General features: G+C 72.2%; 24 protein-coding genes, 1 pseudogene and 1 riboswitch. Of the genes and pseudogenes, 9 read left to right on the top strand and 16 right to left on the bottom strand.

The window, feature by feature from the left end; translation table 11 throughout:
• Positions 1-211 precede the first annotated feature (211 nt).
• Positions 212-1,045 carry a hypothetical protein gene (locus tag ACIP37_RS03030; protein ID WP_400804371.1) on the top strand — a complete coding sequence of 278 codons (834 nt, stop codon included), beginning with the start codon at positions 212-214 and terminating at the stop codon, positions 1,043-1,045.
• Here ACIP37_RS03030 and ACIP37_RS03025 read toward each other — a convergent pair.
• Complete coding sequence (locus ACIP37_RS03025) at positions 1,003-1,446, bottom strand: DUF5994 family protein (RefSeq protein WP_400804368.1); 444 nt, start codon at positions 1,444-1,446, stop codon at positions 1,003-1,005. The genes ACIP37_RS03030 and ACIP37_RS03025 overlap by 43 nt on opposite strands.
• Positions 1,447-1,765: 319 nt before the next feature.
• Between ACIP37_RS03025 and ACIP37_RS03020 the strand changes: the two genes are divergently transcribed.
• A complete protein-coding gene (locus ACIP37_RS03020) occupies positions 1,766-2,197 on the top strand; it encodes a CBS domain-containing protein (protein ID WP_363581584.1) in 432 nt (143 codons plus the stop codon).
• Positions 2,198-2,259: 62 nt separating this feature from the next.
• On the opposite strand, the gene ACIP37_RS03015 is transcribed toward ACIP37_RS03020, so the two are convergent.
• The 8 genes and pseudogenes from ACIP37_RS03015 to ACIP37_RS02980 all read right to left on the bottom strand — a co-directional run bounded on the left by ACIP37_RS03015 (position 2,260) and on the right by ACIP37_RS02980 (position 7,643).
• Complete coding sequence (locus ACIP37_RS03015) at positions 2,260-2,667, bottom strand: type II toxin-antitoxin system VapC family toxin (protein ID WP_363581586.1); 408 nt, start codon at positions 2,665-2,667, stop codon at positions 2,260-2,262.
• Positions 2,664-2,894: a FitA-like ribbon-helix-helix domain-containing protein gene (locus ACIP37_RS03010; RefSeq protein WP_363581588.1), complete on the bottom strand. Its 231-nt coding sequence runs from the start codon at positions 2,892-2,894 to the stop codon at positions 2,664-2,666. The genes ACIP37_RS03015 and ACIP37_RS03010 overlap by 4 nt, the downstream gene beginning before the upstream one ends.
• 266 nt (positions 2,895-3,160) lie before the next feature.
• Positions 3,161-3,343, bottom strand: a pseudogene (locus tag ACIP37_RS03005) (phosphomethylpyrimidine synthase ThiC); the annotation flags it as partial.
• Between the two features lie 49 nt (positions 3,344-3,392).
• Complete coding sequence (locus ACIP37_RS03000; protein WP_363581590.1) at positions 3,393-3,938, bottom strand: Uma2 family endonuclease; 546 nt, start codon at positions 3,936-3,938, stop codon at positions 3,393-3,395.
• Between the two features lie 107 nt (positions 3,939-4,045).
• On the bottom strand, positions 4,046-5,938 hold the full coding sequence (gene thiC / locus ACIP37_RS02995) for a phosphomethylpyrimidine synthase ThiC (protein WP_400804363.1): 1,893 nt from the start codon (positions 5,936-5,938) through the stop codon (positions 4,046-4,048).
• Positions 5,934-6,068, bottom strand: a riboswitch (TPP riboswitch). Its footprint overlaps the gene before it by 5 nt.
• Positions 6,069-6,206: 138 nt before the next feature.
• On the bottom strand, positions 6,207-6,407 hold the full coding sequence (locus tag ACIP37_RS02990) for a DUF5326 family protein (RefSeq protein ID WP_063348421.1): 201 nt from the start codon (positions 6,405-6,407) through the stop codon (positions 6,207-6,209).
• A gap of 216 nt (positions 6,408-6,623) precedes the next feature.
• A complete protein-coding gene (gene tenA / locus ACIP37_RS02985) occupies positions 6,624-7,292 on the bottom strand; it encodes a thiaminase II (protein ID WP_063348422.1) in 669 nt (222 codons plus the stop codon).
• A gap of 33 nt (positions 7,293-7,325) precedes the next feature.
• The gene (locus ACIP37_RS02980; protein WP_363581594.1) at positions 7,326-7,643 is read right to left on the bottom strand and encodes a cupin domain-containing protein; all 318 of its coding nucleotides are present in this window, start codon (positions 7,641-7,643) and stop codon (positions 7,326-7,328) included.
• Between the two features lie 153 nt (positions 7,644-7,796).
• Between ACIP37_RS02980 and ACIP37_RS02975 the strand changes: the two genes are divergently transcribed.
• The gene (locus tag ACIP37_RS02975; protein WP_363581596.1) at positions 7,797-8,177 is read left to right on the top strand and encodes a phage holin family protein; all 381 of its coding nucleotides are present in this window, start codon (positions 7,797-7,799) and stop codon (positions 8,175-8,177) included.
• Between the two features lie 166 nt (positions 8,178-8,343).
• Here the strand turns inward: ACIP37_RS02975 and ACIP37_RS02970 are convergent, their stop codons facing one another.
• Together ACIP37_RS02970 and ACIP37_RS02965 are read right to left on the bottom strand one after the other, a co-directional pair.
• A complete protein-coding gene (locus tag ACIP37_RS02970; protein ID WP_363581598.1) occupies positions 8,344-8,769 on the bottom strand; it encodes an SsgA family sporulation/cell division regulator in 426 nt (141 codons plus the stop codon).
• A gap of 257 nt (positions 8,770-9,026) precedes the next feature.
• Entirely contained in the window at positions 9,027-9,890 is an 864-nt protein-coding gene (locus ACIP37_RS02965; RefSeq protein WP_363628020.1) for a helix-turn-helix domain-containing protein, read from the bottom strand.
• Positions 9,891-10,217: 327 nt separating this feature from the next.
• Between ACIP37_RS02965 and ACIP37_RS02960 the strand changes: the two genes are divergently transcribed.
• On the top strand, positions 10,218-10,760 hold the full coding sequence (locus ACIP37_RS02960; RefSeq protein WP_363581602.1) for an NUDIX domain-containing protein: 543 nt from the start codon (positions 10,218-10,220) through the stop codon (positions 10,758-10,760).
• A gap of 106 nt (positions 10,761-10,866) precedes the next feature.
• Here the strand turns inward: ACIP37_RS02960 and ACIP37_RS02955 are convergent, their stop codons facing one another.
• The 4 genes from ACIP37_RS02955 to pdhA all read right to left on the bottom strand — a co-directional run bounded on the left by ACIP37_RS02955 (position 10,867) and on the right by pdhA (position 16,262).
• Positions 10,867-12,552: a globin domain-containing protein gene (locus ACIP37_RS02955; RefSeq protein ID WP_400804356.1), complete on the bottom strand. Its 1,686-nt coding sequence runs from the start codon at positions 12,550-12,552 to the stop codon at positions 10,867-10,869.
• Between the two features lie 223 nt (positions 12,553-12,775).
• Positions 12,776-14,119 (bottom strand): dihydrolipoamide acetyltransferase family protein, encoded by a 1,344-nt coding sequence (locus ACIP37_RS02950; RefSeq protein WP_400804585.1) that lies wholly within the window; start codon positions 14,117-14,119, stop codon positions 12,776-12,778.
• Positions 14,119-15,123, bottom strand: a complete 1,005-nt coding sequence (locus tag ACIP37_RS02945; RefSeq protein WP_350876812.1) for an alpha-ketoacid dehydrogenase subunit beta — start codon at positions 15,121-15,123, stop codon at positions 14,119-14,121. Before ACIP37_RS02945 ends, ACIP37_RS02950 begins: the two co-directional genes overlap by 1 nt.
• Positions 15,123-16,262, bottom strand: coding sequence for a pyruvate dehydrogenase (acetyl-transferring) E1 component subunit alpha (pdhA, locus tag ACIP37_RS02940; RefSeq protein ID WP_063348428.1), 1,140 nt, complete (start codon positions 16,260-16,262; stop codon positions 15,123-15,125). The genes ACIP37_RS02945 and pdhA overlap by 1 nt, the downstream gene beginning before the upstream one ends.
• Positions 16,263-16,426: 164 nt before the next feature.
• Here pdhA and ACIP37_RS02935 point away from each other — a divergent pair, with 164 nt between their 5' ends.
• Positions 16,427-16,873 (top strand): Lrp/AsnC family transcriptional regulator, encoded by a 447-nt coding sequence (locus ACIP37_RS02935; RefSeq protein ID WP_363581606.1) that lies wholly within the window; start codon positions 16,427-16,429, stop codon positions 16,871-16,873.
• 49 nt (positions 16,874-16,922) lie between these two features.
• Here ACIP37_RS02935 and ACIP37_RS02930 read toward each other — a convergent pair whose 3' ends face one another.
• On the bottom strand, positions 16,923-17,507 hold the full coding sequence (locus ACIP37_RS02930; RefSeq protein WP_400804351.1) for a TetR/AcrR family transcriptional regulator: 585 nt from the start codon (positions 17,505-17,507) through the stop codon (positions 16,923-16,925).
• A gap of 158 nt (positions 17,508-17,665) precedes the next feature.
• Here ACIP37_RS02930 and ACIP37_RS02925 point away from each other — a divergent pair, with 158 nt between their 5' ends.
• From ACIP37_RS02925 to ACIP37_RS02910, 4 genes are all read left to right on the top strand, one after another.
• Complete coding sequence (locus ACIP37_RS02925; RefSeq protein WP_363581610.1) at positions 17,666-18,934, top strand: hypothetical protein; 1,269 nt, start codon at positions 17,666-17,668, stop codon at positions 18,932-18,934.
• Positions 18,935-19,107: 173 nt separating this feature from the next.
• Complete coding sequence (gene paaN / locus ACIP37_RS02920) at positions 19,108-20,808, top strand: phenylacetic acid degradation protein PaaN (protein ID WP_363626233.1); 1,701 nt, start codon at positions 19,108-19,110, stop codon at positions 20,806-20,808.
• 156 nt (positions 20,809-20,964) lie between these two features.
• Positions 20,965-22,452 (top strand): FAD-dependent monooxygenase, encoded by a 1,488-nt coding sequence (locus tag ACIP37_RS02915; RefSeq protein WP_400804346.1) that lies wholly within the window; start codon positions 20,965-20,967, stop codon positions 22,450-22,452.
• Between the two features lie 449 nt (positions 22,453-22,901).
• Positions 22,902-25,052: a protease pro-enzyme activation domain-containing protein gene (locus ACIP37_RS02910; RefSeq protein WP_363588010.1), complete on the top strand. Its 2,151-nt coding sequence runs from the start codon at positions 22,902-22,904 to the stop codon at positions 25,050-25,052.
• Positions 25,053-25,283 lie beyond the last annotated feature (231 nt).

Below are 25,283 nucleotides of genomic sequence, written 5' to 3'. Positions count from 1 at the left end.
CGTTCCCGGCGCCCGGGCCACCGCACGCGCGCGGGCCGGGGCGCGAAATTCCGGAAACCGACTGTCAGCACGGCCGCGCCCGCCCCTAACATGAGGCACACCACACCCGGCCGCCCGTCCGGCGGCCCGCCTCCGCGCCCGTTTCGGCGCCCCTGAGGGTCCCGCGGCCCCTGGGGCGGAGCGAACCGGGGTCCGCATGAACGGGGTCCCCATGACCAACCCCCCGCCGCTGCTCGCCGAGGACCGCCCGGAATACGAGCGCCTCCTCGCCGAAGCCCTGCGCGACCACACCGTCCTCACCGCCCTGCGCGCCCCCGGCGCGCTCACCACCGACCAGCTGCGCGTCCGCGCCCTGCGCGACGCCGACGCCATCGCCGCCGCGGCCGCCACCGAGTACACGCACTACACCCGGCTGCGCGAGACCCTGCGCACCACACCCCCGCCGCCCCCGGGCGCCGAACCCATCGCCCCCGGACTGCTCACCCAACTGCGCTCCGCCAACGGCGGCGCCGGGCTCTTCCCCGTCCTCACCGTGCTCACCCCGGTCCTCGCCTGGACCGCCGCCCTGGTCCTGCTGCTCATCGGCTACCTGCTGCGCGCCGCCAACCCCGACCTCACCCTCGCCCGCAGCCTCGTCACCGCCGGCTGGGTCGCCCTCGCCGCCGGAGTCGCCGCAATGGCCATCGGCATCATCGGACTCGTCCTCACCGCCATACGCGACGGCGGCGCCGCCGCCCCGGCCGGCACCGACCCGGAACTCGCCGCCGAACTCGCCGACGCCCGCCGCGAATGGCGCACCGCGCTGCGCGACCGCGGCCTGCTCCCCTACCTGCACACCCACCTGCCCGCCGTCCCCGCCGGCGCCCTCGAGTTCACCAGCCCGGGGTACACCTCACCCGACTTCTCCAGCCCGGGCCCCGTCCCCACCGCCGACTACACCTCACCCGACTTCACCAGCCCCGGCGCCGTCCCCACCCCGGCCCCCGACTTCACCGCCCCCGGCTACACCAGCCCCGCCTTCACCAGCCCCGACGACGTCACCTGACACCCGAACCCCGGCCAGTCCAGCAGGAGTTCGGCCGCCGGGGTGCGGTTGCCGGTCGCCGACGCCGCCGCCATGGCCGTGGAGGCCGTCTCCGGGTCGGTGCGGGGCGGCACGACCAGGAGGAGGAAGTGGTCCTGGAAGCCGCGGGTGACGCTGATCGTCGCGCTGCTGCTGGTGAGCCAGTTGATCCTGATCAGGAGGCCGTTCACCACGACGGAACGGGGCACGCCGTCCCAGGCCGAGGTGTCCAGGCCCACCCGGATGATGCGCCCCAGGTGGGCGCCGAGCGCGGTGACCAGGTCCGGCAGTTCGGCCAGCACCCGGTTCGAACGCGGCCACCAGGCACCGTCGAACACCCCGCCCCGCGCCATCGTCGGCTCCAGCACCAGACGTGGCAGCAACGGGACTCCGGGCACGGACCACGGCCCGGGAGTGGTGGGAACGGGGAGGGGGATCGGCAGCATCAGAAGCCGCCCGTCCGGTCCGCAAGGACCTGTCATGACCCAGGGCGACACCAGCGCCGGTACCGGTATACGGAATGTCCTCGGTTGTCTCCCAACGGTACTCCGCGGCACCCCCCGGCGGGCCTGCCGTCACAGGAGTAGGCTCGAAGACATCCAGGGCATTCCGCATCCCGGTACCCGTTCCGGCTTCGTTCTGGGTGAAGGGTCGTCCGGGCCGTTCCGGCCGGACACCCGGGGACGGGAAGCGGTGACCACCGTGACCACTCACACCCCGCAGGCGGCACGCACCGGCCACGGCCTCACGGTCGCCGACGCGATGGAGCCCTGCGAGTACCAGATAGCCGACGACAGCACCGTCGACCAGGCCAACGACATCCTGCGCGGCGCCCACGTCGAATACCTGCTCGTCCGCGGCCACGACGGCCGGTGCGAGGGGCTGGTCACCCGCACCGGGCTCCACACCTTCCTGGAGCACCCCCGGACCACCGAGCGGACCTCGATCAGCGCCACGGCGCACCAGCGCGGCCCGTTCGCCTGGCCGGGCCTGGGCCTGGCCCTGGCCGCGATCGCGATGCGGGTCAAGCGCATGGCGGTCTGGCCCGTCGTCGACGACGACGGCTACATCCTCGGCATCCTCACCGCCGACCGCGCCACCGTCCTCCTCGAACCCGCCCCCGCCCTCGCCTGACCCGCCCCGCCCCGCCCCGCCGGGACGCCAGGACGCCGCGCCACTACGAAGAGTTGCGTCGGTCAGGGATGGCTCGCGGCGAAGACCTCAACCTCGCACTTTGCCGCACCGCTGCGTTTGATCCTCGCGTCGCTCGTGACCAGCGGTGCGCCGAGGGCTTCCGCCAGGGCGACGTACTGGGCATCGTAGGAGCTGAGGTTGGCGTGCAGCTTCTTCACCCTGTCCCAGAACGGCAGCGTCTCCCGTTTGGCGATGGGAAGCATCCGGTAGGCGACGACCGCTCTTTCCACCTCCTTCTCGGTCAACTTGCCGCCACGCTGCATGCCGAGCAGGGCCGACTGGATCTCGTAGTCCAGGAGAGTGGGGGCGTAGACGTCCCCCGCCTCGGCCACACGGCTCCGGATGAGCTCTCCGTTCGAGCTGTGGGCCGTGAGGACCAGAACCAGAGCGGAGCAGTCGATGACGATCAACGCCCGGCTCGCCCCTCGTCAATGGCAGAAACGATGTCGGCGGCGCTGACGCGAGCGGTGGTCTCCCGGTTCAGCCGCTCCATCATCTCCGCCATCGTGGGCTTGGACGTTTCTCTTGCGATCAGGTCCTGCATGAATGCCTGGAGCGACTTGCCGGCCTGGGCCGCGCGGACCTTCAGGGTCTGGATCTGGTCGTCCGGGACATCTCGGATGGTGAGTGCCGTCATATCTGCACTCTAGCACCACTAGCTGCAAAATGCAGAACTCCATCCGGCCGGATCACGCCTCTTTCATGGGCTTGATCAGCAACGGCGAGTACGGCATACCGGCTCCTCACTGAGCGTGATTGAACAAGCGCTCAGCGTAGTACGCCGGATGTGCCCGCGTCCGAAGTCCGGACAAGTGTGTTGCCGTCCGCCTTCCGTGCGCGGACACGGTGCCGCCCCGGCAAGCGTCGAAGCTCACCGGGGCGGCAGCGAGGTGCAGCTGGACGTCAGTCGGCCAGCGGGAGATAGACCCGGTTGCCCTGGGCGGCGAACTCGGCGGACTTCTCCGCCATCCCGGCCAGCGCCTCGGCGTCGAACTCGGTCTCCACGGCACTGGAACCGTCACCGTGCTCAGCGCGGATCTTCTGGCTGATCTTCATCGAGCAGAGCTTCAACCCAGAACCAGCACATTCACGCTGGCCAACCACACTGGCGCACCGCCCGGACCGGACGAGACCGTCAGTACGGGAGCAGAACCGTGGTGTCGAGGGTGAAGCCGAACGGCTCGGGGATGTGGATGACCTCCCCGAAATCGGCGTCTTCCCTCATCCGATAGCGACCGGCCTCGGGCTCCCTGAAGAGCGTGACGGTCTTCTGCGCGGCGTCCACCAAGAGGTAGAGCGGGATCTGCATCAGCGGGTAGTCACGGAGCTTGCCGACCCAGTCGTTCTCCGGGTTCGACGGCGAGACGATCTCGACTGCGATGAGAGCCAGCTCGGCCGGAACCCTGTTCTCCGTGGTCGTCATGGCGTCTTCGGGGAGATACGTGAGGTCTGGGTTTCGCAGCTTCGACACCTGAGGAGAGGTCAGGTCCATGTTTCCCGTGGAGAGGTATCCAGCCGGAGCACGGGCCTCGAACTGTCGGCGGACAACGGAGAGGTTCCGCTCGTGGATGGCCGAGGGCGACGCCTGCATGATGACGATGTCACCAGAGAACTCGATCTTGAAGTTCGCCGGGGCGGACCTGCGGAACTCCTCGATCAGGGCGAGGTGCTCAGGGTTCATCTGTCCTCCTGGGGTATGGCCCAGCACCACGCTACCGGCTGATGAGGAGACGCTGCCCCAGGACAGCCTCTTCGGTGTCAAGGGACAGCGCCATCGTCAGACCTTCGTCAGTCGGCCAGCGGGAGGTAGACCTTGTTGCCCTGGGCCTTGAACTCCTCGGACATGGCCTTCATGCCCTCGACGGCTTCCTCGTCGTACTCGGGCGAGGCCGCACCGTTGCCGAACTTCTCATTGATGCTTTTGCTGATCTTCATCGAGCAGAACTTCGGGCCGCACATGGAGCAGAAGTGGGCCGTCTTGGCGGGTTCGGCGGGGAGGGTCTCGTCGTGGAAGGAGCGGGCGGTCTCCGGGTCGAGGGCCAGGTTGAACTGGTCCTCCCAGCGGAACTCGAAGCGGGCGTCGGAGAGGGCGTCGTCCCAGTCCTGGGCGCCGGGGTGGCCCTTGGCGAGGTCGGCGGCGTGGGCGGCGATCTTGTAGGTGATCACGCCGGTCTTGACGTCGTCGCGGTTGGGCAGGCCCAGGTGCTCCTTGGGCGTGACGTAGCAGAGCATCGCGGTGCCCCACCAGGCGATCATCGCGGCGCCGATGCCCGAGGTGATGTGGTCGTAGCCGGGGGCGACGTCGGTGGTGAGCGGGCCGAGGGTGTAGAACGGCGCCTCGTCACAGATCTCCTTCTGGAGATCCATGTTCTCCTTGATCTTGTGCATCGGGACGTGGCCCGGGCCCTCGATCATCACCTGGACGTCGCGCTCGCGGGCGATCCGGCCGAGTTCGCCGAGGGTCTGCAGTTCGGCGAACTGCGCCTCGTCGTTGGCGTCCGCGATGGAGCCGGGGCGCAGGCCGTCGCCGAGCGAGAAGGTGACGTCGTAGCGCGCGAGGATGTCGCAGAGCTCCTCGAAGTTGGTGTAGAGGAAGTTCTCCTGGTGGTGCGCCAGGCACCAGGCGGCCATGATCGAGCCGCCGCGCGAGACGATGCCGGTCTTGCGGCGGGCGGTCAGCGGGACGTACCGGAGCAGGACGCCGGCGTGGACGGTCATGTAGTCGACGCCCTGCTCGCACTGCTCGACGACGGTGTCCCGGTACACCTCCCAGCTCAGGTCCTCGGCCTTGCCGTCGACCTTCTCCAGGGCCTGGTAGAGCGGCACGGTGCCGATCGGCACGGGGGAGTTGCGCAGGATCCACTCGCGGGTGGTGTGGATGTTGCGGCCGGTGGAGAGGTCCATGACGGTGTCGGCGCCCCAACGGGTGGCCCAGGTCATCTTCTCCACCTCCTCCTCGATCGAGGAGGTGACGGCGGAGTTGCCGATGTTGGCGTTGATCTTCACCAGGAAGTTGGTGCCGATGATCGCCGGCTCCACCTCGGGGTGGTTCACGTTGACCGGGATGACGGCCCGGCCGCGGGCCACCTCGGCCCGCACGTACTCGGGGGCGAGGCCCTCGCGCAGCGCCACGAACTCCATCTCGGGGGTGACCACGCCCCGCTTGGCGTAGGCGAGTTGGGTGACGGCGGCACCGCCGCGGCCGCGCAGCGGGCGACGCGGGCGGCCCGGGAAGACGGCGTCCAGGTTGCGCAGGTTTCCGCCGCGCGGCGAGGTGTGCTTGATCCCGTCGTCCTCGGGGCGCGCCTCGCGGCCGTCGTACTCCTCGACGTCGCCGCGCTGGCGGATCCAGGCGTCGCGCAGGGCGGGCAGGCCGCGCCGCACGTCGGGTTCGTAGGCCTGGTCGGTGTACGGGCCGGAGGTGTCGTACAGCGGGACGGTCCTGCCGTTGGTGAGCTGCACCTCGCGGTACGGGACCCGCAGGTCGGGCCGGGACCCTTCGCGGTAGGCCTTGCGCCAGGCCGGGGTGGGGTAGCCGGTGCCGGCGCTGGTGACGGTGGCGGTGACGGTGGCCGTGGCGGTGGCGGTGGCGGTGGCGGTGGCGGCCTCGGTGCTGCCGGCCTCGGTGCCGCTGTTCCCGGTGCTGCGGGCAGGCTGCGGCTGTGCTTCGAACGTGGTCATCTGACCTCATACTCCCTACGCCGGCATTACCCGGTCAGGTTCCTGCGGTCGACGCAGCCGTCGGTCCGTCCGTCGACGTCCCGGTCAGCGCCCTCTCAGCCCGGTGCTCCGAGCTCCCGCGTCGGCAGGCGGTGTTGCCTGCACATGACGCCCAACACCGTAGCGAGCCGATCGCCGCAGGTCCAGCACGCCTCCGGCCGGCCGGACCCCGCGCCAGGAACGCCGAAGGCCCGGCCCCCTGGACGGGGGCCGGGCCTCGGGCGGTTGCTCAGCCCTTGGCGGCCTTCTTCACCAGGACCACCACGGCGGCGGCGATGCCGGCGACGACCAGCACCTTGATCATGATGCTCAGCAGGGCGCCGACGACACCGAAGACGAATCCCACGATGTTCCAGAGCAGCACCAGGACCAGCACCGGGATGACGATGTTCCGCACCCAGGAGGGCAGCGACTTCCAGAGCTCAGCCATGACCGTTCCTTCTCTCCCCGTGGGGTCGGCTGCCGTCCGGTGCCGCATCCCGCTTGCTTTCGGTACTTCGATCGTACGGGGACACGAGTGCCGGAACGAGGCCCGTCGGCCCGGAGAGAACCCCTAGATCACCCCGACCCGGGGCCCCGGGGAGACCCGGGTGCGGACCTCGGGGACGACCCCCGGCAAGGGCCCCGCACCCCCTGCGACCAGCGGTCAGACCGGCCAGCGCTCGCCGCGCCAGGCGGCGTCCCAGAACATCCACTCGTAGCGCGAGGTGGTCGTGAAGTGCTCGACGACCCGGCGCCGTTCGGCCGGGGAGATCTCCTCGCCGAGGCGGTCGGTGAGCGCCAGCACCCGGCGGACGACGGACTGGAACGCCTCGTCGCCGTAGGTGGCGATCCACTTGGCGTACAGCGGGTCGGGGGAGCCCTGGGCGAGCAGCGCCTCGCCGACCCGGGCGTAGATCCAGTAGCAGGGCAGCACCGCGCCGACGGCCTCGGCGAAGGAGCCGCCGTAGACGGTGGCCAGCAGGTAGCTGGTGTAGGCCCGGGTGGTGGGCAGCACCGGTTCGGCGGCGGCCTGCTCGGCGCTGCCGCCGAAGGCGGTCAGGAACTCGGCGTGCATGCCCTGTTCCGCGGCCAGCGCGCCGACCGCGTCGTCGGCGAAGGCCCGCACGTCCTCCTCGCCGGGCGCCTTGGCGGCGCAGACGGCGAGCGCGCGGGCGTAGTCGCGCAGGTAGTGCGAGTCCTGGACGACGAAGTGGCGGAAGGCCGCACGCGGCAGGGTGCCGTCGGTGAGGCCACCGATGAAGGGGTGGGCGAGGATCTCGGCGTACACCGGCTCGATGGCCGCCCAGAGTTCTTCCGTCAGGCTCTTGCTCATGCCCAGGACCCTAGACGGTCGGTCCGCGGGCGGTCAGCCCTCGGGCGGGGAGAACACCACCAGGACCCGCAGCTCCTCGGTGACGTGGTGGAAGCGGTGCGGGGTGCCGGCCGGGACGTAGACGACGGTGCCGCGCCCGACCGTGGCGGTCTCGGCGCCGACGGTCAGTTCGGCGCGACCGCTGATCACCTGGTAGATCTCGTCCTGGTCGTGCGCGGTCTGCGGGTCGGTGTCGCCGGGGGAGAGCGCGTAGAGCCCGGCGGACATCCGCGGTTCGCACAGGAAGCGCAGGTACGCGCCGTCGTTCGCCGCGCGTTCGACGTCCAGTTCGTCCAACCGGAACAGCTTCACCGCTACTCCCCTCCTTCGTCCATCCACCGTGCGGGCCACGGGCATTCAACACCACGGGCACCGGACCGGGGGCGCCAGGATGTCCGGCGGGAGCGCCAACATGTCCGAGGAGAGCTTCCCCCGGGACGGCGGGGCCTGCCAGGCTTGGGCGTCATGAAGGGTTTCCTCATCAAGACAGTGATCAACGCGGTGGCCATCTGGGTCGCCGCCTGGATCGTCAACGGTATCCAACTCGCGAGCGGCAAGGCCGACCTGGGCCACAAGGCCCTGACGGTGGTCGCCGTCGCCCTGGTCTTCGGCCTGGTCAACTTCCTGATCAAGCCGCTGGTCAAGCTGTTCTCGTTCCCGCTGTTCATCCTCACCCTGGGGCTGATCACCTTCGTGATCAACGCCCTGATGCTGTGGCTGACCTCCTGGGCCGCGGGGAAGCTGCACCTGGACTTCAACGTCACGGGCTTCGTGCCGGCGCTGCTCGGCTCGCTGATCATCAGCCTGGTCTCGTGGGGGCTGCACCTGGCCCTGGACGACGACTGACCTCGGCCGTGGCCGGGCACCGACTGGCCGAACCCGACCCGGCCGGTCACGAGGCGGCCGGACACCATCAGGCCGAACACCGTCAGGCCGAACACGAGAGGGGCCCGCGCCCGGGTGGTTCACCCGGCGCGGGCCCCTTCGTCGGTGGCAGCGGCGCGGCCACCGCTCACCCCGCGTTCTCACATCCCCGGAGGATGTCCGCGAGCTCGGCGTCGAGTTCCTGCCCGGTGATCTCCTGGCCCATCGGCACCAGCCGGTCGGTGCGTGCCAGGAAGGCGACCAGCGGCGGCGCCGAGGCCCGCAGCAGGGCGTCCCCCTCGGGGGAGTGCAGCACGATGCAGACCTCGGTGAGCTCCTCGCCGACCGGGTGGATGTGCACGTCGCCCTCGCCGGAGGGCCGGCTGATGCCGTCGAGCAGCAGCTCGCGCGCGAACACCCAGGTGACGGGTTCGTCGCCGGGCAGGTGGAAGGTGAACCGGACGGCGTACGGGTCGTCGGGCTCGTACTCCAGGTCCACCACGATGCGGAAGGAGAGCTCGTGCGAGACCACGAGGTTCATCACCAGGTGTCCCTGGACTGTGCTGTGCTGCATGGCGCCAGTACCTCTCGTGGGGCCGGCCGGGTGGGCCGTGGGGTGGGGGGGGTAGGGGCAGGGCTGGGGGGCGGGGGCAGGGCTGGGGGCTTCGGGCGCGGGGCCGGGGTCGTCAATTGCTGCGTGCGGGGCGTTTTCTGACGGTTTTGTGCAACCAATCCCCGTTAGGTCACCATCGTCCATGTTTGGGGACGTAGTGGACAAGGTGTGCTTTTTCAAATGGTGAACGAACGGGATCCGTGACGGCGCGAGGAGCGTCAGAGGACGAACGACGGGCCCATCGCGCCCACGCTGCGCCGCAGTTGGCCGGCGACGACGGTCAGCCGGTCGGCCTGTTCGACGGGCAGCGAGAGGGCCATGGTGGCGACCATCGGCCCGACGGTGATGGGGACGGCCGCGCAGACGGTGCCGAGCGCGTACTCCTGACGTTCCAGGACGGGCATGGTCGGTCGCAGGGAGGCGAGCCGGCGCAGGACGGCAGCCTCGCCGGTGACGGTGGAGGGGGTGAGCCCGACCGGCGGGTGGCGGGCGAGGTGGTCACGGCGCTCCTCCTCGGACAGTTGGCCGAGCAGGCACTGGCCGATGGCGTGCGCGTGGCCGGTGGCGCGGAGGTCGGCCCAGGGCTGGACGGCGGGGCGGCCGGGGTCGTCGGCGACGTCCACCACGTGGATCTCGCCGTCCCGGTAGAGCGCGAAGTAGACGGGGGCCCCGAGTTCGTCCCGTAACCGCTGCATCCGCGTGCGCAGGTCGTGCCGGTCGGACTGCCGGTCGTCGGCCCGGCCTATGCCGTTGACCGACTCCCCGTAGAAGAACCGGCCGTCGGAGCGCCGGAGGTAGCCCTCGTGGGTGAGGGTGCGCAGCAGGTGGTAGGCGGTGCCGAGCGGCAGTCCGGCGGCGCGGGCCAGTTGTTTGGCGGTGGCGCCCTGCCGGAATCCCCCGACGGCCTCCAGCAGCCGCAGCGCCCGCTGGACGGAGCCGATCAGGGTGGGGCCGCGACCCTTGCCCGGCGAGGTGGACGGCGAGGTGGACGGCGGCGGGCTGCCGGGCGGCGAGGTGGGCGTCGGCGACCTGGTGACGCGCCCGGTGCGGACCGTCCTGGACGGCTCTGCGATCTGATCCATGGCCACGTCCATCCCCCAGCCCGAGTCAATGCACAGAAAGGGCATCCGGAGCGAAGCCCTCCGATCTGCCCGATAGTGGCTCATTGCAGCACAGGGATGACCTCCCTGCAATCACTCTTACACCGATCACTCGGCAAAATCCTTCGATTCGAAGGTGAGAATCAGAATCGACCAATATTTGGAAGATCAGTTCAAGATTCACCTTCGCTATCCAAGATCTATCCGCAGTTACTCCCCGCCCCCGAACGGACGCACCGGTTCGGGCGGGTTTCGGCCGGACCGTCCCGCGGGAGACTCCCGCACAACGCTCCAGCCCCGGAGGTCGCCATGGGCCCCGACAACCGAACCCCGCCGCCCCGCCCGGTGGTGAAGCGCACCGCGCGGGCGATCCTGCTGGAGCTCGACCCGGACGACCCGTACGGCCCGGCCTCGATCGTGCTGATCCGGCGGGTCCGGCCCGGCGCGCCCCAGCCGTACTGGATCACTCCCGGCGGCGGGGTCGAGCGCGGCGACCGCACCGTGGTCGAGGCGCTGCACCGCGAGGTGGACGAGGAACTCGGCGGCAAGATCGTCGACGTGGTGCCCGCCTTCGTCGACACCATCAGCCACACGCACCATGACGACGGCACCCTGCTCCACCCGCACGGGGTCAAGGTGCAGCACTTCTTCGCCTGCCGACTCGCCTCGATGGACCTCAGCCGGCGGCACGGCCCCGAGGTGGACGAGCCCAACGGCGAGTACCAGGTGGTCCGGCTGCCGTTCACCCGCGAGGGGGTGACCTCCGTCAACGTCGTCCCGCCCCGGCTGCGGGCGTACCTGGCGGCCAACATCGAGGGCGTCCGCGCGCTGCTCGCCCCGGACCTCGGCTGACCGGCTGAGCCGCCGACCCGCTGACCAGCTGACCCGCCGACCCGCTGGCCACTCCCGATCCCGGCTGATTCTCCCGCCGGGGCCACCCGATCACCCCGCCGCCCGATCACCCCGCCGCGAGGTCGCCCACCAGGTCGTGCCGGATCCGCTCGGCCGCCACGCCCGAGCGCAGCAGCACCCCGACGCCCCGGCGGACCATCGCGGGCGGCCCGCTGAGGAACGCCTCCCGCCCGGCCCACGGCCCGAACCGGCCCACCACCTCGGGGAGTTCGCCGGTCAGCGCACCCTCGGCCGACCCGGTGCCGGAGAGCACCGGCCGCACCGTGAGCCACGGCAGCCGCCGGGCCAACTCGTCCAGCCCGTCCAGCTCGTACAGGTCGGCGGCGCGGCGGGCCCCGTAGAACACGTCGACGGCGCCGACCGGCGTGCCGCGCTCGGCCACCTCCTCGACCAGCGCGCGGATCGGCGCGATGCCGGTACCGCCGCCGAGGCAGAGCAGGTCCGCGCCGGCGACGTGGTCGGCGGTCATCGTGCCGGCCGCCGGGCCCAGCCGCAGGACGTCCCCGGGCGCGGCCCGGTGGACGAGCGCGTTGCTCACCCAGCCCGCCTGGACGGCCTTCACGTGGAAGGTCAGCAGCCCGTCCGGCCGGGGGGCCGAGGCGAACGAGAAGTGCCGCCAGACCCGCGGCCACCAGGGCGTCTCCAGACTGGTGTACTGCCCGGCCCGGTACGGGTACGCCTGGTCCGGCCGGACGGTGATCACCGCGACGTCCCGGGTGCGGCGCTCGTGCCGGACCACCTCGCCCTGCCACCAGGGCGGCGAGGTGCGGGCGGCGTCCTCGGCGGCCTCGATCATGATCGAGGAGACCAGCCGGTAGACCCTGCGCCAGGCCAGCTCGGTCTCGGCGTCCCACCGGCTGCCCGCGTACCTGGCCAGCGCCTGTACCAGGCACTCGCCGACCGGGCCGTAGTGGCCGGTCAGCGTGCCGTACCGGCGGTGGCCGCGACCGAGCGCGCCGAGGTGGACGCGCAGGCCGGCCGGGTCGTCGGCGGCGCGGGCGGCGGCCAGCAGCGCGCGGAACAGGCGGTCCCGCTGGACGTCCATGGCGGCCGGGAAGAGCGCCCGGACCTCGGGGTGGTGCAGGAAGATCAGCGCGTAGAAGTGCGCGGTGGCGCGGTCGGCGACCGGCTCGACGACCGCCAGGCTGGCCCGGATCAGCTCGACGTCCCGTACGGTGAGCGGCTGTTCGACGGGGGAGGCGCTGCGGTCGGGGGCGCTGCGGTCGGGGGCGGGCAGCGGGACGGGCAGCCGGGCCGACAGTTGGGCCGGACGGCCCTCGGCGGGCTCCTGCACGGCCCAAGCCCTGGTCCAACTGTCCCCGGGGCCCGCCCAGTTGAGGCCGGGAGCATCGGTGAACAGCGGCCGGAACGCGGGGGCGGCAGACGGCACGGCGGGCGACTCGGCCGGCGGCTCCGGGTAGTTGGGCGCGGGGACGGCCGGCGGCCCCACCGGCGGAGCGGGCACCGCCGGGAGGACGGCTGTCGGCGCCTCGGCCGGGATCTGCGGCGGGAGGTCCGGCGGGTCCAGCGGCATCGGCGGCCGTTCGGGCCCCGCCCCGGCCGCCCTCGCGGCTGTCACCCCGGCCGCCATCCCGGCCGCCGTCACCTCGGCCGTCACGTGCGCCATCGTGTCCGCCGCCGCGTCCGCCGGGAGCTCCGGCAGGCCCGGGACGGAGGCGGCACCCGCCGAGCCGTGCCCGGTGCGGACCAGAAGTGTTCTGCGGGACTTCACCGCAACGTTTCGAGTACCCAAGAGAATCGTTTCGCCTCCGGCCGCCCTGCGCCACCACCTGGCTTGTCTCTGCTGACGCCTAGGCAGCGTGGCACGCCCGAACTGCTCATCCGACAAATCACGCGAAGCCCGGACACCCGGGCCCGGGACGCGCTACTCTCCCTCGATTCGCGCCCCGTCGCCCTGGGTGCGGAGCACGCCACCCAGGGCGACCGAGTCGTGCTCAGAGCTGCCGCAGCAGCGTCCCCGGCCGCTCCACGCAGTCCGCGACGAACCGCAGGAAACCGCCCGCCGTCCCGCCGTCGCAGACCCGGTGGTCGAAGGTGAACGACAGCTGCACGACCTCGCGCACCGCCAACTCCCCCTCGTGCACCCAGGGTTTGGCGACGATCCGGCCGACCCCGAGCATCGCCGCCTCGGGGTGGTTCAGGATCGGGGTGGAGCCGTCCACGCCGAACACCCCGTAGTTGTTCAACGTGAAGGTGCCACCGGTCAGTTCGGCCGGGGTGAGCGAGCCGTCGCGCGCCGCCTCGGTCAACCGGCCCAACTCCTCGCCGAGTTGCTCGGTGGTGCGGGCGTGGGCGTCCCGCACCACCGGGACGACCAGACCTCGCTCGCCCTGCGCGGCGAAGCCCAGGTGCACCGCCGAGTGTCGGATGATGCCCGAACCGTCCTCCGTCATACTGGAGTTGAGCTCCGGGAAACGGGCCAGCGCGACCGTGCAGATCCGGGCGAGCAGCGCCAGCACGCTCACCTTCGGGCCCGGGGTAGCATTCAACTGCCGCCGCATCACCATCAGTTCGGTGGCATCGGTGTCCACCCAGCAGGTCACTGCGGGGATCTCCCGGTGGCTGCGGCTGAGCTTCTCGGCCACCGCCTTGCGCAGCCCGCGCAGCGGGACGACGCCCTCCCGCGCCACCGGCGCCGGAGCCGTCGGTGCCGCCGCCTTCGCCGCGACCGCCCGTTCGACGTCCGCGCGCATGATCAGCCCGTCCGGGCCGCTGCCGGAGAGCGCGGCCAGATCGACCCCCTGTTCCCGGGCCAGCCGCCGCACCAGCGGCGAGATCACCGGCACCACGCCCGGAACGGTCCGCACCACCAGCGCGGGAGCCGGAACAACAACCGGAACAGCAGCAGGAACAGGAGCCGGATCAACAGCAGCAACAACAGCAGGAACAGCAGCCGCACCCCCCACCCGGCGCCGCCGCCCGCCCTTCCCCGGCTCGGCGACCCCGTACCCGACCAGCGGCCGCTCCACCTCCGCCGCCGCCTCGACCAGCATCCCGGCCGCCGCCTCGGCCAGCAGCGAAGCCCCTTCCGCCGGAGCCACCGCGACCGTCACCAGCGGCGCGCCCACGGCGATCTCCTCGCCCTCCTCGCCGTACCGGGCGGTGACCACCCCGCCGTACGGGCAGGGCACCTCCACCACGGCCTTGGCGGTCTCCACCTCCACCACCGGCTGGTCGACCGCGATCACCTCGCCGACCTCGACCAGCCACCGCACCACCTCGGCCCCGGTGAGTCCCTCACCGAGGTCGGGCAGCCGGAACTCGCGCACGACGGGCATCATCCTCGGTCCTCCCACTGCAACCGGGCGACCGCGTCCAGGATCCGGTCCACCCCGGGCAGGTGGTGGTGCTCCAGCATCGGCGGCGGGTACGGGATGTCGAAGCCGGTCACCCGCAGCACGGGCGCGGCCAGGTGGTGGAAGCAGCGCTCGGTGACCCGGGCCGCGATCTCCGCGCCGGTGCCGCCGAAGCCGCTCGCCTCGTGCACCACCACGGCCCGGCCGAGCGAGCGCACCACCCGGCAGACCGTCTCGTCGTCGAACGGAACCAGGGTGCGCAGGTCCAGCACCGCGAGGTCCCAGCCCTCGGCCTTCGCCGTCTCGGCCGCCTCCAGGCAGACCGGCAGCGAGGGCCCGTAGGTGATCAGCACGGCGGAGGTGCCGGGCCGCCGCAGCACGGCCCGGCCGATCGGCTCGACCGGCGCGGCCGGGTCGAACCCGTCCTTGCCCCAGTAGAGCCGCTTGGGCTCCAGGAAGACCACCGGGTCGTCGGAGGCGATCGAGGCCCGCAGCAGCCCGTACGCGTCGGCGACCGTCGCCGGGGTGACCACGTGCAGGCCGGGGGTGGCCGCGTAGTACGCCTCGGAGGCGTCGCTGTGGTGCTCGACCCCGCCGATGCCACCGCCGTACGGGATGCGGACGGTGATCGGCAGCGGGAGCCGGCCGGCCGTGCGGTTGCGCATCTTGGCGACGTGCGAGAACAGCTGCTCCAGCGCCGGGTAGGCGAAGGCGTCGAACTGCATCTCGACGACCGGGCGCAGCCCGTACATCGCCATGCCGATCGCGGTGCCGAGGATGCCGGCCTCGGCCAGCGGGGTGTCCAGGCAGCGGTCGGGGCCGAACTCGGCGGTCAGCCCGTCGGTGATCCGGAAGACGCCGCCGAGCGCGCCGACGTCCTCGCCGAGCACGTGCACCGCGGGGTCCTCGCGCAGGGCGTCGCGCAGCGCCGCGTTGAGCGCCTGCGCCATGCTCGCCGTACGGGTCGGTGTGGCCGTCTGGTTCATCAGTGCTGCACCTCGGCCTCGGCGGCCAGCTCGGCGGACAACTGGGCGGCCTGTTCCCGCAGTTGCGGGGTCGGCTCGGCGAAGACATGGGTGAACAGGGCCATCGGGTCCAGCTCGGGGTCGGCGTGGAACTCGGCCCGCATCCGGGCCGCCAGCGCCTCCGCCTCGTCGGCCGCCGACTGCACCAGCGCGTCGTCCAGGACGCCGAGTTCGCGCAGCGAGCGGTCCATCAGCAGGATCGGGTCGTACTCCCGCCAGGCGGCCACCTCCGGGTCGGTGCGGTAACGGGTGGCGTCGTCGGCGTTGGTGTGCGCCTCGACCCGGTAGGTGAGCGCCTCGACCAGGGTCGGGCCGCCGCCGGTCCTGGCCCGCTCGACCGCCTCGGTCAGGACGCCGTGCACGGCGGGCGCGTCGTTGCCGTCCACCAGCCGGCCCGGCATGCCGTAGCCGACGGCCTTGTGGGCGAGGGTGGGCGCGGCGGACTGCGCGCTGAGCGGGACGGATATCGCGTAGCCGTTGTTCTGCACCAGGAAGACCACCGGCGCCTGGAGCACCGCGGCGAAGTTCAGCGCCTCGTGGAAGTCGCCCTCGCTGGTGCCGCCGTCGCCGAGCATGGCCAGCGCGACCACCGGCTCGCCGGCCAGCCGGGCGGCGTGCGCCAGCCCGACGGCGTGCGGGGCCTGGGTGGCGAGTGGGGTGCAGAGCGGGGCGGTGCGGGTGGCGCGCGGGTCGTAGCCGGTGTGGGCGGTGCCGCGCAGCAGGGTCAGCGCCTCCAGCGGGTCGACGCCCCGGGAGACCACCGCGAGGGTGTCGCGGTAGCTGGGGAACAGCCAGTCGGCCTCGCCGAGCACCAGCGCGGCGGCGACCTGGCAGGCCTCCTGGCCGGTGGACGCCGGGTAGACGGCCAGCCGGCCCTGCTTGGTCAGGGTGGTGGCCTGCTGGTTGAAGCGGCGGCCGACCACCAGGCGGCGGTACAGCTCGCGCAGCAGTGCGGGGTCGTACTTCTCCAGCGCGGGGGTGCCGAGCACCCGGACCGGTGAGGCGTCCGGGAGCAGGGGGGCCGGGTCGGTCCGCGGGGCGGTGGCCCCGGGGGTCCAGCCGGGCACCGCCGTGTGGTGTCTGTGGTCGAGAACGGTCATCTCGGGGCACCTCCTGGGGTGGCGGGGGCTCCCTACCGATTGTTCGGTCGTCTGTTCATCTTGACCAGAAGCGTGACAAGGTGGTGGACATTCGGCCTGAGCGGCGGTCGACTGGTGGCAGTGCGTCCAATCGGCGAGGGTGGGGGGTCATGTCGGCTGAACAGATGTCCAGACTCGACCGGGTCGACCGTTCGATCCTGCGGCTGCTGCAGCAGGACGGCCGCGCCTCGATCCGCTCGGTGGCCGAGCGGGTGCACGTGTCCCGGGCGAACGCCTACGCCCGGATATCCAGGATGGTCGAGGACGGCATCATTCGCGGCTTCACCGCCCGCGTCGACCACGAACGGGCAGGTCAGGGCGCGTCCGCGTACATCACCCTGAAGATCGTCCAGAACTCCTGGCGCACGGTCCGGGAGCAGCTGCTGGAGCTCCCCGGGGTCGCCCACATCGCCCTGGTCGGCGGAGACTTCGACGTCCTGCTGCTGGTGCACACCGCGGACAACCACGCGCTGCGGGAGCTGGTGCTGGGCAGCATCCAGTCCATCCCCCAGGTGCTCGGCACCCGGACCATGCTGATCTTCGAGGAGACCGACCAGGTCCCCCCGGACTGACCAGGTCCCCCGGACCGACCGGCAGGCCCCGGCCACCGGCCGGCGGCGGCTACCGCGCGCGCAGCCCGTCGAAGGCCAGGTGGACGACCGCGTCCGCGAGGCCGTCGGTGCCCTTGAGGCCCGGCCGGTACCACTCCACGATCGAGTTGATCATCCCGAACAGCAGCCGGGTGGCCAGCCGCGGCTCGACGTCCGCGCGCAGCGCACCGTCCGTGACCGCCGCCCGCAGCAGCTCGGCGACCTGGTGGTCGAACTCCCGGCGCCGCTCCAGCGCCCACTGCTCGGTGACCGTGTTCCCGCGCACCCGCAGCAGCAGCGTCACGTACGGCAGTTCCGCGAGCAGCACCTCGGCGGTGCGGCGCACCACGTGCTCCAGCCGCTCCACCGCCGGGCCCCGCACCGCCGCCGGCTCGGCCAGGATCGCGAACAGCCCGTCCAGCGCCCGCCCGACGGCCAGCCGCAGCAGCTCCTCCTTGCCCCGGACGTGGTGGTAGATGGACGACTTGGAGATCCCGGCCGCCCGGGACAGGTCCTCCATCGAGGTGCCGTCGTAGCCGCGCTCGTTGAACACGTCGACGGTCACCGCGAGCAGTGACTCCACGGTGTAGGCGGTACGCGTGCTGTGATCGGCCATCCTCCGAGTATCCCCGGCCGCCCCGCGCCGTACGCGGTCGGGTCCGGTCGGGTCCGGTCGGGTCCGCGGCAGCGCACTGGTCCACACCAGGCCCCGATGCGCAGGCCCTAGACTCGGCGGACGATCGTCCACGTCCAGCAGGGTGGGGTCCAGTCCGAATGAACGCAATACCGGCCGTCGCCTCCGACGTGCCCGAGCAGCGCAGCGATGATCCGGAGGGCGTGCCCGGCGGCGGCTGGCGGGAAGGCGCCCGCGCCCTGGTGGTCCGGTTCGGGCCGGCGGTGTGGTGCTACGCGGTGCTGAAACTGATCGGCTTCACCGTCTTCATGAAGCTGCTCTCCTTCTCCGGGGACTACCTCAAGAAGCCGGCCCGGTTCGGCGGCGGCGCCAACCCCTGGGACGTGCTGGCCACCTGGGACGGCTGGTGGTACCAGCAGGTGGCCCAGTTCGGCTACCACCCGGCGCTGGTCACGATCCCCAACGGCCCGGTCGGCTTCTCCGTCGAGCAGAACTCCGCCGCGTTCTTCCCGCTCTACCCGGGCCTGATGCGGATGACCTCGGACGTCACCGGCCTCGGCCTGTACGGCGCCGGGATGCTGGTGTCGGTGGTGGCCTCGCTGTTCGCCGCCGCCGGGATCTACGCCGTGGTGGACCGGATGGCCGGCCCCAGGGCGGGCGTGATCGCGGCCGGGATCTGGGCGATCGCCCCGGGCTCGGGCGCCGAGTGGGCGGTCTACTCGGACTCCACCTTCGTCGCACTGGCCGCCTGGGCCTGCTACTGCGTGATGACCAAGCAGTGGGTCGCCGCCGGGGTGATCACCCTGGTCACCGGGCTCAACCGGCCGACCGCCGCGGCGCTGATAGGCGCGGTCGGCCTGGCCGCGCTGGTGGAGCTGTACCGGCGCGAGAGCGGCGTCCTGCGCCCGCTGACCGCGATGCTGCTGGCCCCGGTCGGCCTGCTCGGCTACGTGGCCTGGGTGGGCTGGCGGATGGGCGAGTGGGGCGGCTACTTCCGGCTCCAGCACGACGCCTGGCTGCACTACTTCGACTGGGGCCAGGGCACCTGGCACGCGATCCGCGGCGTGCTGCTCGGCCGCAACGACTACCCGTTCGCGTTCCCGGTGCCGGACCTCTTCGCCACCCTGATCGTGCTCACCCTGCCGGTGCTGATCGTGCTGCTGATCCGGCTGCGCCCGCCGCTGGTGCTGACCGCCTACACGCTGGCCACGATCGTCTCGGTGCTGGGGAGCCTCGGCATCTTCGGCAACGTCTCGCGCTACCTGCTGCCGGCGTTCCCGCTGCTGATCGCGCTCGCGGTGGCGATGCGCAAGCTCAGTTGGCCGGTGCTGGCCGCGGTGCTGGGTTTCGGCGCGGTCGCCTCCGGCTGGTACGCGGGGTACGTCATCTTCGAGCTGGGCGTGCCGTAGGCCCTGCCCCGCACCGGCCCGCGGGGGCGCGTCCGCCACGGACGCGTCCCCGCGCGCTTTCCGGCCACCGCCCCGCGCGTCTTCCCGGATTCCGTCCCCTGCACCCTCTTGAGCCGACCGATCGTTCGGTTACCCTGTGACGTGTCCCGTCCTCCCTCCTGAGGAGCGCACAGATGTCCGCAGCGGTCACCCACCCCCTCGTCGGCGAGCTGGTCGAGCGCCACCAGGCCACCCTGGACGCCGCCCTCGACGCCGCCGCCAAGCGCGACTACTGGTCGCCCTACCCCGAGTTCCCGAAGGCGTACGGCGAGAGCGGCCCGGCGGACGGCAAGGCCGCCTTCGACGCCCTGCTCGGCCAGCCGTTCACCCTCGACGGCCACCCCGCCGACGGCGACCTGGTCGGCGGCGAGGCCTCCCCGTACGGCATCGAGCTGGGCATCGGCTACCCGCACGCCGAGCCGGACGCGCTGATCGCCGCGCTGAGCGCCGCCCGGCCCGGCTGGGCCGCCGCCACCCCGCTGGAGCGCGCCGCCGTCTGCCTGGAGATCCTGCACCGGATCAACGCCCGCTCCCACGAGTTCGGCCAGGCCGTCATGCACACCACCGGCCAGGCCTACGGCATGGCCTTCCAGGCCGGCGGCCCGCACGCCCAGGACCGCGGCCTGGAGGCGGTCACCTACGCCTACGCCGAGCAGACCCGGCTGCCCCGCCGGGCCGGCTGGACCAAGCCCCAGGGCAAGCGCGAACCGCTGGTGATGACCAAGGAGTTCACCGTCGTCCCGCGCGGCCTCGCGCTGCTGGTCGGCTGCAACACCTTCCCCACCTGGAACGGCTACCCCGGCCTGTTCGCCTCGCTGGCCACCGGCAACCCGGTGCTGGTCAAGCCGCACCCGCGCGCCGTGCTGCCGCTCGCGCTGACCGTCCGGACCGCCCGCGAGGTGCTCGCCGAGGCCGGCTACGACCCCAACCTGGTCTGCCTGGCCGTCGAGCACGAGGGCGGCACCGTCGCCCAGACCCTCGCCGTCCGCCCCGAGATCCGGCTGATCGACTACACCGGCTCCACCGCCTTCGGCGACTGGCTGGAGGAGCACGCCAAGCAGGCCGAGGTGTACACCGAGAAGGCCGGCGTCAACGCGGTCGTCATCGACTCCACCGACGACTACAAGGGCATGCTCGGCAACCTGGCCTTCGCCCTCTCGCTCTACAGCGGCCAGATGTGCACCACCCCGCAGAACCTGCTGATCCCGCGCGGCGGCATCGCCACCGACCAGGGCGACAAGTCCTACGACCAGGTCGTCGCCGACCTCGCCGCCGCCATCGACGGCCTGCTCTCCGACGACGCCCGCGCCGCCGCCATCCTCGGCGCCGTGGTCAACCCGGGCGTGCTGCAGCGCTCGGCCGCCGCGGCCGGCGGCGAGTACGGCGAGCTCGCCCTCGCCCCGCGCGCGGTGACCTCGCCGGACTTCCCCGGCGCGACCGTCCGCACCCCCGCGCTGGTCAAGCTGGACGCCGACAAGCCGGACGACCGCGCGGTCTTCCGCACCGAGTGCTTCGGCCCGGTCTCCTTCGCCGTCGCCGTCGAGTCCACCCCCGCCGCCGTCGAGCTGCTGCGCACCACGGTCCGCGACAAGGGCGCCATGACGGCCTCCGGCTACACCACCTCGCCCGAGGTGGAGGGCCTGCTGGTGGCGGCCGCGCTCGACGCCGGCGTCTCGCTCTCGCTCAACCTGACCGGCGGCGTCTACCCCAACCAGACCGCCGCCTTCTCCGACCTGCACGGCACCGGCGCCAACCCGGCCGCCAACTCGGCCTACTGCGACGGCGCGTTCGTCGCCAACCGGTTCCGCACCGTGGAGGTCCGCCGGCACGGCTGAGCGCCGTCCCGGCCCCGTCCGATCCGCTCCGGGCCCCGGCGGTCACCCACCGCCGGGGCCCGGCGGTTCACAGCTCCCCGCGGGCCCGGGATGATGGAGTCTGGGAGAACGCCGGACACGGCGTCCAACCGCCCTCCGAACACCGGGAGCTGACACATGACCGCGAAGCCGACGACCGCCACCGACATCCTGATCGTCGGTGCCGGACCGACCGGACTGCTACTGGCCGGCGACCTCGCCGCGGCCGGGGTCGGCGTCACCGTCCTGGAGAAGCGCGGCGCCGAGTCCAACCTGACCCGGGCCTTCGCCGTGCACGCCCGCACTCTGGAGCTCCTGGACGCCCGCGGCCTCGCCGACGACCTCATCGCCACCGGCCGCCCGGTCACCGGCCTGAGGATGTTCGACCGCTTCGGCATCGACCTGAGCTCGCTGCCCACCCGCTTCCCGTTCGTCCTGATCACGCCGCAGTACCACGTCGAACGGCTGCTCCAGGACCGCGCCGAGCAGGCCGGCGCGACCATCCTGCGCGGCGCCGAGGTCACCGCCCTGCGCCAGGACGCCGAGGGCGTCACCCTGGAGACCCGCGACGGGAACGCCTTCACCGCCCGGTACGCGGTCGGCACCGACGGCGTCCGCTCCACCGTGCGCGACCTGCTCGGCATCCCGTTCCCCGGCGAGTCCGTGGTCGACTCCGTGATGCTCGCCGACGTCCGGCTGGAGCGCGAGCCCGCCGACACCATCACCGTCGGCGCCAACGAGACCGGCTTCTCCTTCCTCGCCCCCTTCGGCGACGGCTGGTACCGGCTGATCGCCTGGGACCGCAAGGAGCGGCAGCCTGACGGCACCACCCCCTCGCCGGAGCGCCTCGCCGCCATCGCCCGGACCACCCTCGGCGAGGACTACGGCCTGCACGACGTCCGCTGGAGCTCCACCTTCCACAGCGACGAGCGCCAGGCCCCCAACTACCGCTCCGGCCGGGTCTTCCTGGCCGGCGACGCCGCGCACTGTCACTCCCCGGCCGGCGGCCAGGGCATGAACACCGGCCTCCAGGACGCCGCCAACCTGTCCTGGAAGCTCGCCGCCGCCCTCCAGGGCCACGCCACCGACGCCCTGCTCGACACCTACCAGGGCGAACGGCACCCGGTCGGCCGGACGGTGCTGCGCACCTCCGGCGCGCTGATCCGGCTCGCCCTCGCCGAGTCCGCCCCCACCCGCGCCCTGCGCGGGGCGCTCACCACGCTCGGCGGCCACCTCGACCCGGTCACCGAGCGCGGCGCCCGGATGGTCTCCGGCATCGACATCTCCTACCCGGCCCCGAAGGACGCCCACCCGCAGGTCGGCAAGCGCGTCCCGGACCTGCGGCTGACGGCGCTGCGCAAGCCCGTCGAGGGCGCCCCGGCCGCCCCCGAGCGGCTCTACGAGGCGCTGCGCGAGGGGAAGTTCGTCCTGGTCAGCAACGACGAACTGGCCGCCGCCGAACCCTGGGCGGACCGCATGGTCACCGCCGCCCCGGCCGACCCGCACGGCAAGCTGCGCGACACCGTCCTGCTGATCCGCCCGGACGGCTACGCCGCCTGGGGCGCCGTCGACCCCGGTCAGGGCGAGCTCCGCACCGCCCTGACCGCCTGGCTCGGCACCCCCTGACCCCCGCCGGCGGGTGCGCGGCCTCCCCGCGCACCCGCCCGGCCCGCCGCCGGTCCCTCCCGGCCCGCCCTCAGCCCCTTCCGGTCCACCGTCGGGGAAGCCGTCAGAGCAGCCGCCGGGCCGTGCCGTTCACATAGTTCCGCGCCACCCGCGCCCGATTCCCGCGCGTCGCCGTGCGGCCCACGCCGGTCATGCTTCCCGCGCGGCTCCACCCGGTTCCACGTCCGTCCCTTCCGCCCCCCACCGGTAGGGACCGGTTCCGGAATCCGGGCTATTCACTGTATGGAATCCCCGCATTCCGGGTGTCCACAGTTGACTGTTTTTTAGCAACGAATTGCTTGACCATGAGCCACTTTGCGCACTGGTTCTGTCATGTTCTAGACAGCGTTTTCGACTCCGGAACGCTCTGGCCCCTTGCCGGCCCCCACAGCCGGCCAGAGGAGGATCCGTTGCGCCCCCGCTCCCTTGCCCTCGCCGCGGCGATAGCCGTGCTGCCGCTGACCGCCGTCTCGCTCGGTGTCTCCACCGCGCAGGCCGCCCCCGCTCCCCGTGTCGCGCTCCCGAACACCGTCAACCCGGCGGTGGCCCACTCGGAGAAGAAGGGCGACGTCCCGGCCGAGCAGCAGATCTCGGTGGCCGTCAGCCTGAAGCTGCGTGACACCGCCGCCCTCGACCGCTTCCTCGCCGCGGTCGCCACCCCCGGCACCCCCGAGTTCGGCAAGTACCTGACGCCGGAGCAGTTCACCGCCCGGTTCGGGCCGACCCAGGCCGCCGTCGACCAGGTCAAGACCTACCTGGCCGCCCAGGGCCTGACCGTCACCGAGGTGAGCGCCAACCGCCAGGTGGTCAGCGCCCACGGCACCAACGCGCAGATCTCGCAGGCCTTCGGCACCCACGAGAGCTCCTACGTCGACCCGCAGCTACAGCGCGCCTTCTTCGCCAACGACGCCGCCGCCTCCGTCCCGGCCGACCTGGCCGACGTGGTCCAGGGCGTGAGCGGCCTGGACAACCACGCGGTCCGCAAGAACCGCCTGGCCAAGCCGAACTCGGTCACCCCGCACACGGCCTCCTCGACCCCGAGCGGCTTCGGCCCGTCGCAGTACGACGGCGCCTACAACCTGAACAAGACCGGCGCCGACGGCACCGGCACGACGGTCGCCCTCTGGGAGTTCGACGGCTACTCGTCCTCCAACCTGACCACCTACGACTCGCAGTACGGCCTGTCCGGCCCGGCCGTCTCCACGGTCTCGGTGGACGGCGCCAACTACGACTCCGCCCCCGGCGGGGGCCAGGGCGAGGTCGAGCTGGACAGCGAGATCGTCCGCGGCGCGGCGCCGAAGGCGACCCAGCTGGTCTACGAGGCGCCCAACAGCGACCAGGGCGAGATCGACATGGCCAACAAGATCGTGGCCGACAACCAGGTCTCGGTCATCTCGATCTCGTGGGGCTCCTGCGAGCCGGACACCACCGCCGCCTCGATGACGGCCGTGGACAACGCCTTCAAGCAGGCCGCCGCCCAGGGCATCTCGATCTTCTCCGCCTCCGGTGACGACGGCTCCCGCGACTGCACCCGCTCCACCAGCGGCTCGTCGGTCAAGGCGGTCGACTTCCCGGCGTCCAGCCCGCACCAGACCGGCGTCGGCGGCACCAACCTCCAGGTGTCCGGCACCTCGTACTCCTCGGAGAGCGCCTGGAGCAGCGCCGGCGGCGGCGTCTCCACCGTGTTCGGCAAGCCGACCTGGCAGACCGGCACCGGCACCGGCAGCGGCACCATGCGCACCGTCCCGGACGTCTCCTCCAACGCCGACCCGGCGAGCGGCTTCGCGATCTACACGGCCGGCTCCTGGCAGGTCTACGGCGGCACCAGCGCGGCGGCGCCGCTGTGGGCCGGCTACGCGGCCCAGTTCAACCAGAAGGCCAAGGCGGCCGGCCAGCCGGTCCTGGGCGAGGCGAACCCGAAGCTGTACGCGGTCGCGAACAGCAGCAACTACTCCGGCGCCTTCCACGACGTGACCAGCGGCTCCAACCAGGACTTCCCGGCCGGGACGGGCTACGACCAGGTCACCGGCTGGGGCACCCCGATCGCCGACGGCCTGACCACCGCCCTGCTCGGCGGCGGCTCCACCACCCCGCCCACCGGCGGCTGCACCGCGGCCCAGCTGATCGGCAACGGCGGCTTCGAGACCGGCACCGCCGCCCCGTGGACCACCTCCAGCGGCGTGGTCGACAACAGCTCCTCGCAGGCGGCCCACTCGGGCAGCTGGAAGGCCTGGCTGGACGGCTACGGCAGCGCCCACACCGACACCCTGTCGCAGACCATCTCGGTGCCGGCCGGCTGCAAGTCCGCCAGCCTCACCTTCTGGCTGCACATCGACACCGCGGAGACCGGCTCCACCGCGTACGACAAGCTGACCGTCCAGGCCAACGGCACCACGCTGGCGACGTACTCCAACGTCAACGCCGCCGCCGGCTACGTGAAGCGCACCCTGGACCTCTCCTCCTTCGCCGGCAAGAACGTGACCGTCAAGTTCACCGGCACCGAGGACGGCTCCAACCAGACCAGCTTCGTGATCGACGACATCGCGCTGAACGTCAACTGACCACCAGCGGGTAGCACCACCTGACCCCCGCCGGGGCGGCGCCGACAGGGCCCGCCCCGGCGGTGTGCGTCCGCCCGTCGCGACGGGCGGCGCGGGCGCGCGGCGAGGGCGTGTGTTTCCGAACTGTTTCAAGATCACCAACCCTTCGGTTCACCTGCCGTGACCCCTGTCATACGCACGACTGATGACGTAGCCTCTCGACCGTGCATAGGGTTCCCCAAAGCTCGGTGA

Source organism: Kitasatospora sp. NPDC088861 (genome assembly GCF_044750105.1).
Lineage (GTDB): Bacteria > Actinomycetota > Actinomycetes > Streptomycetales > Streptomycetaceae > Kitasatospora.
The sequence above is the reverse complement of the archived record's forward strand: the minus strand, read 5'-3'. Positions and strand labels throughout refer to the sequence as shown.

Bases quoted from the DNA above. Each gene is read 5' to 3' on its own strand.
- ACIP37_RS03030 (WP_400804371.1), top strand. From the start codon at position 212: ATGACCAACCCCCCGCCGCTGCTCGCCGAGGACCGCCCGGAATACGAG.
- ACIP37_RS03010 (WP_363581588.1), bottom strand. From the start codon at position 2,894: ATGACGGCACTCACCATCCGAGATGTCCCGGACGACCAGATCCAGACC.
- ACIP37_RS03000 (WP_363581590.1), bottom strand. From the start codon at position 3,938: ATGAACCCTGAGCACCTCGCCCTGATCGAGGAGTTCCGCAGGTCCGCC.
- thiC (WP_400804363.1), bottom strand. From the start codon at position 5,938: ATGACCACGTTCGAAGCACAGCCGCAGCCTGCCCGCAGCACCGGGAAC.
- ACIP37_RS02990 (WP_063348421.1), bottom strand. From the start codon at position 6,407: ATGGCTGAGCTCTGGAAGTCGCTGCCCTCCTGGGTGCGGAACATCGTC.
- tenA (WP_063348422.1), bottom strand. From the start codon at position 7,292: ATGAGCAAGAGCCTGACGGAAGAACTCTGGGCGGCCATCGAGCCGGTG.
- ACIP37_RS02975 (WP_363581596.1), top strand. From the start codon at position 7,797: ATGAAGGGTTTCCTCATCAAGACAGTGATCAACGCGGTGGCCATCTGG.
- ACIP37_RS02970 (WP_363581598.1), bottom strand. From the start codon at position 8,769: ATGCAGCACAGCACAGTCCAGGGACACCTGGTGATGAACCTCGTGGTC.
- ACIP37_RS02965 (WP_363628020.1), bottom strand. From the start codon at position 9,890: ATGGATCAGATCGCAGAGCCGTCCAGGACGGTCCGCACCGGGCGCGTC.
- ACIP37_RS02960 (WP_363581602.1), top strand. From the start codon at position 10,218: ATGGGCCCCGACAACCGAACCCCGCCGCCCCGCCCGGTGGTGAAGCGC.
- ACIP37_RS02950 (WP_400804585.1), bottom strand. From the start codon at position 14,119: ATGCCCGTCGTGCGCGAGTTCCGGCTGCCCGACCTCGGTGAGGGACTC.
- ACIP37_RS02945 (WP_350876812.1), bottom strand. From the start codon at position 15,123: ATGAACCAGACGGCCACACCGACCCGTACGGCGAGCATGGCGCAGGCG.
- pdhA (WP_063348428.1), bottom strand. From the start codon at position 16,262: ATGACCGTTCTCGACCACAGACACCACACGGCGGTGCCCGGCTGGACC.
- ACIP37_RS02935 (WP_363581606.1), top strand. From the start codon at position 16,427: ATGTCCAGACTCGACCGGGTCGACCGTTCGATCCTGCGGCTGCTGCAG.
- ACIP37_RS02930 (WP_400804351.1), bottom strand. From the start codon at position 17,507: ATGGCCGATCACAGCACGCGTACCGCCTACACCGTGGAGTCACTGCTC.
- ACIP37_RS02925 (WP_363581610.1), top strand. From the start codon at position 17,666: ATGAACGCAATACCGGCCGTCGCCTCCGACGTGCCCGAGCAGCGCAGC.
- paaN (WP_363626233.1), top strand. From the start codon at position 19,108: ATGTCCGCAGCGGTCACCCACCCCCTCGTCGGCGAGCTGGTCGAGCGC.
- ACIP37_RS02915 (WP_400804346.1), top strand. From the start codon at position 20,965: ATGACCGCGAAGCCGACGACCGCCACCGACATCCTGATCGTCGGTGCC.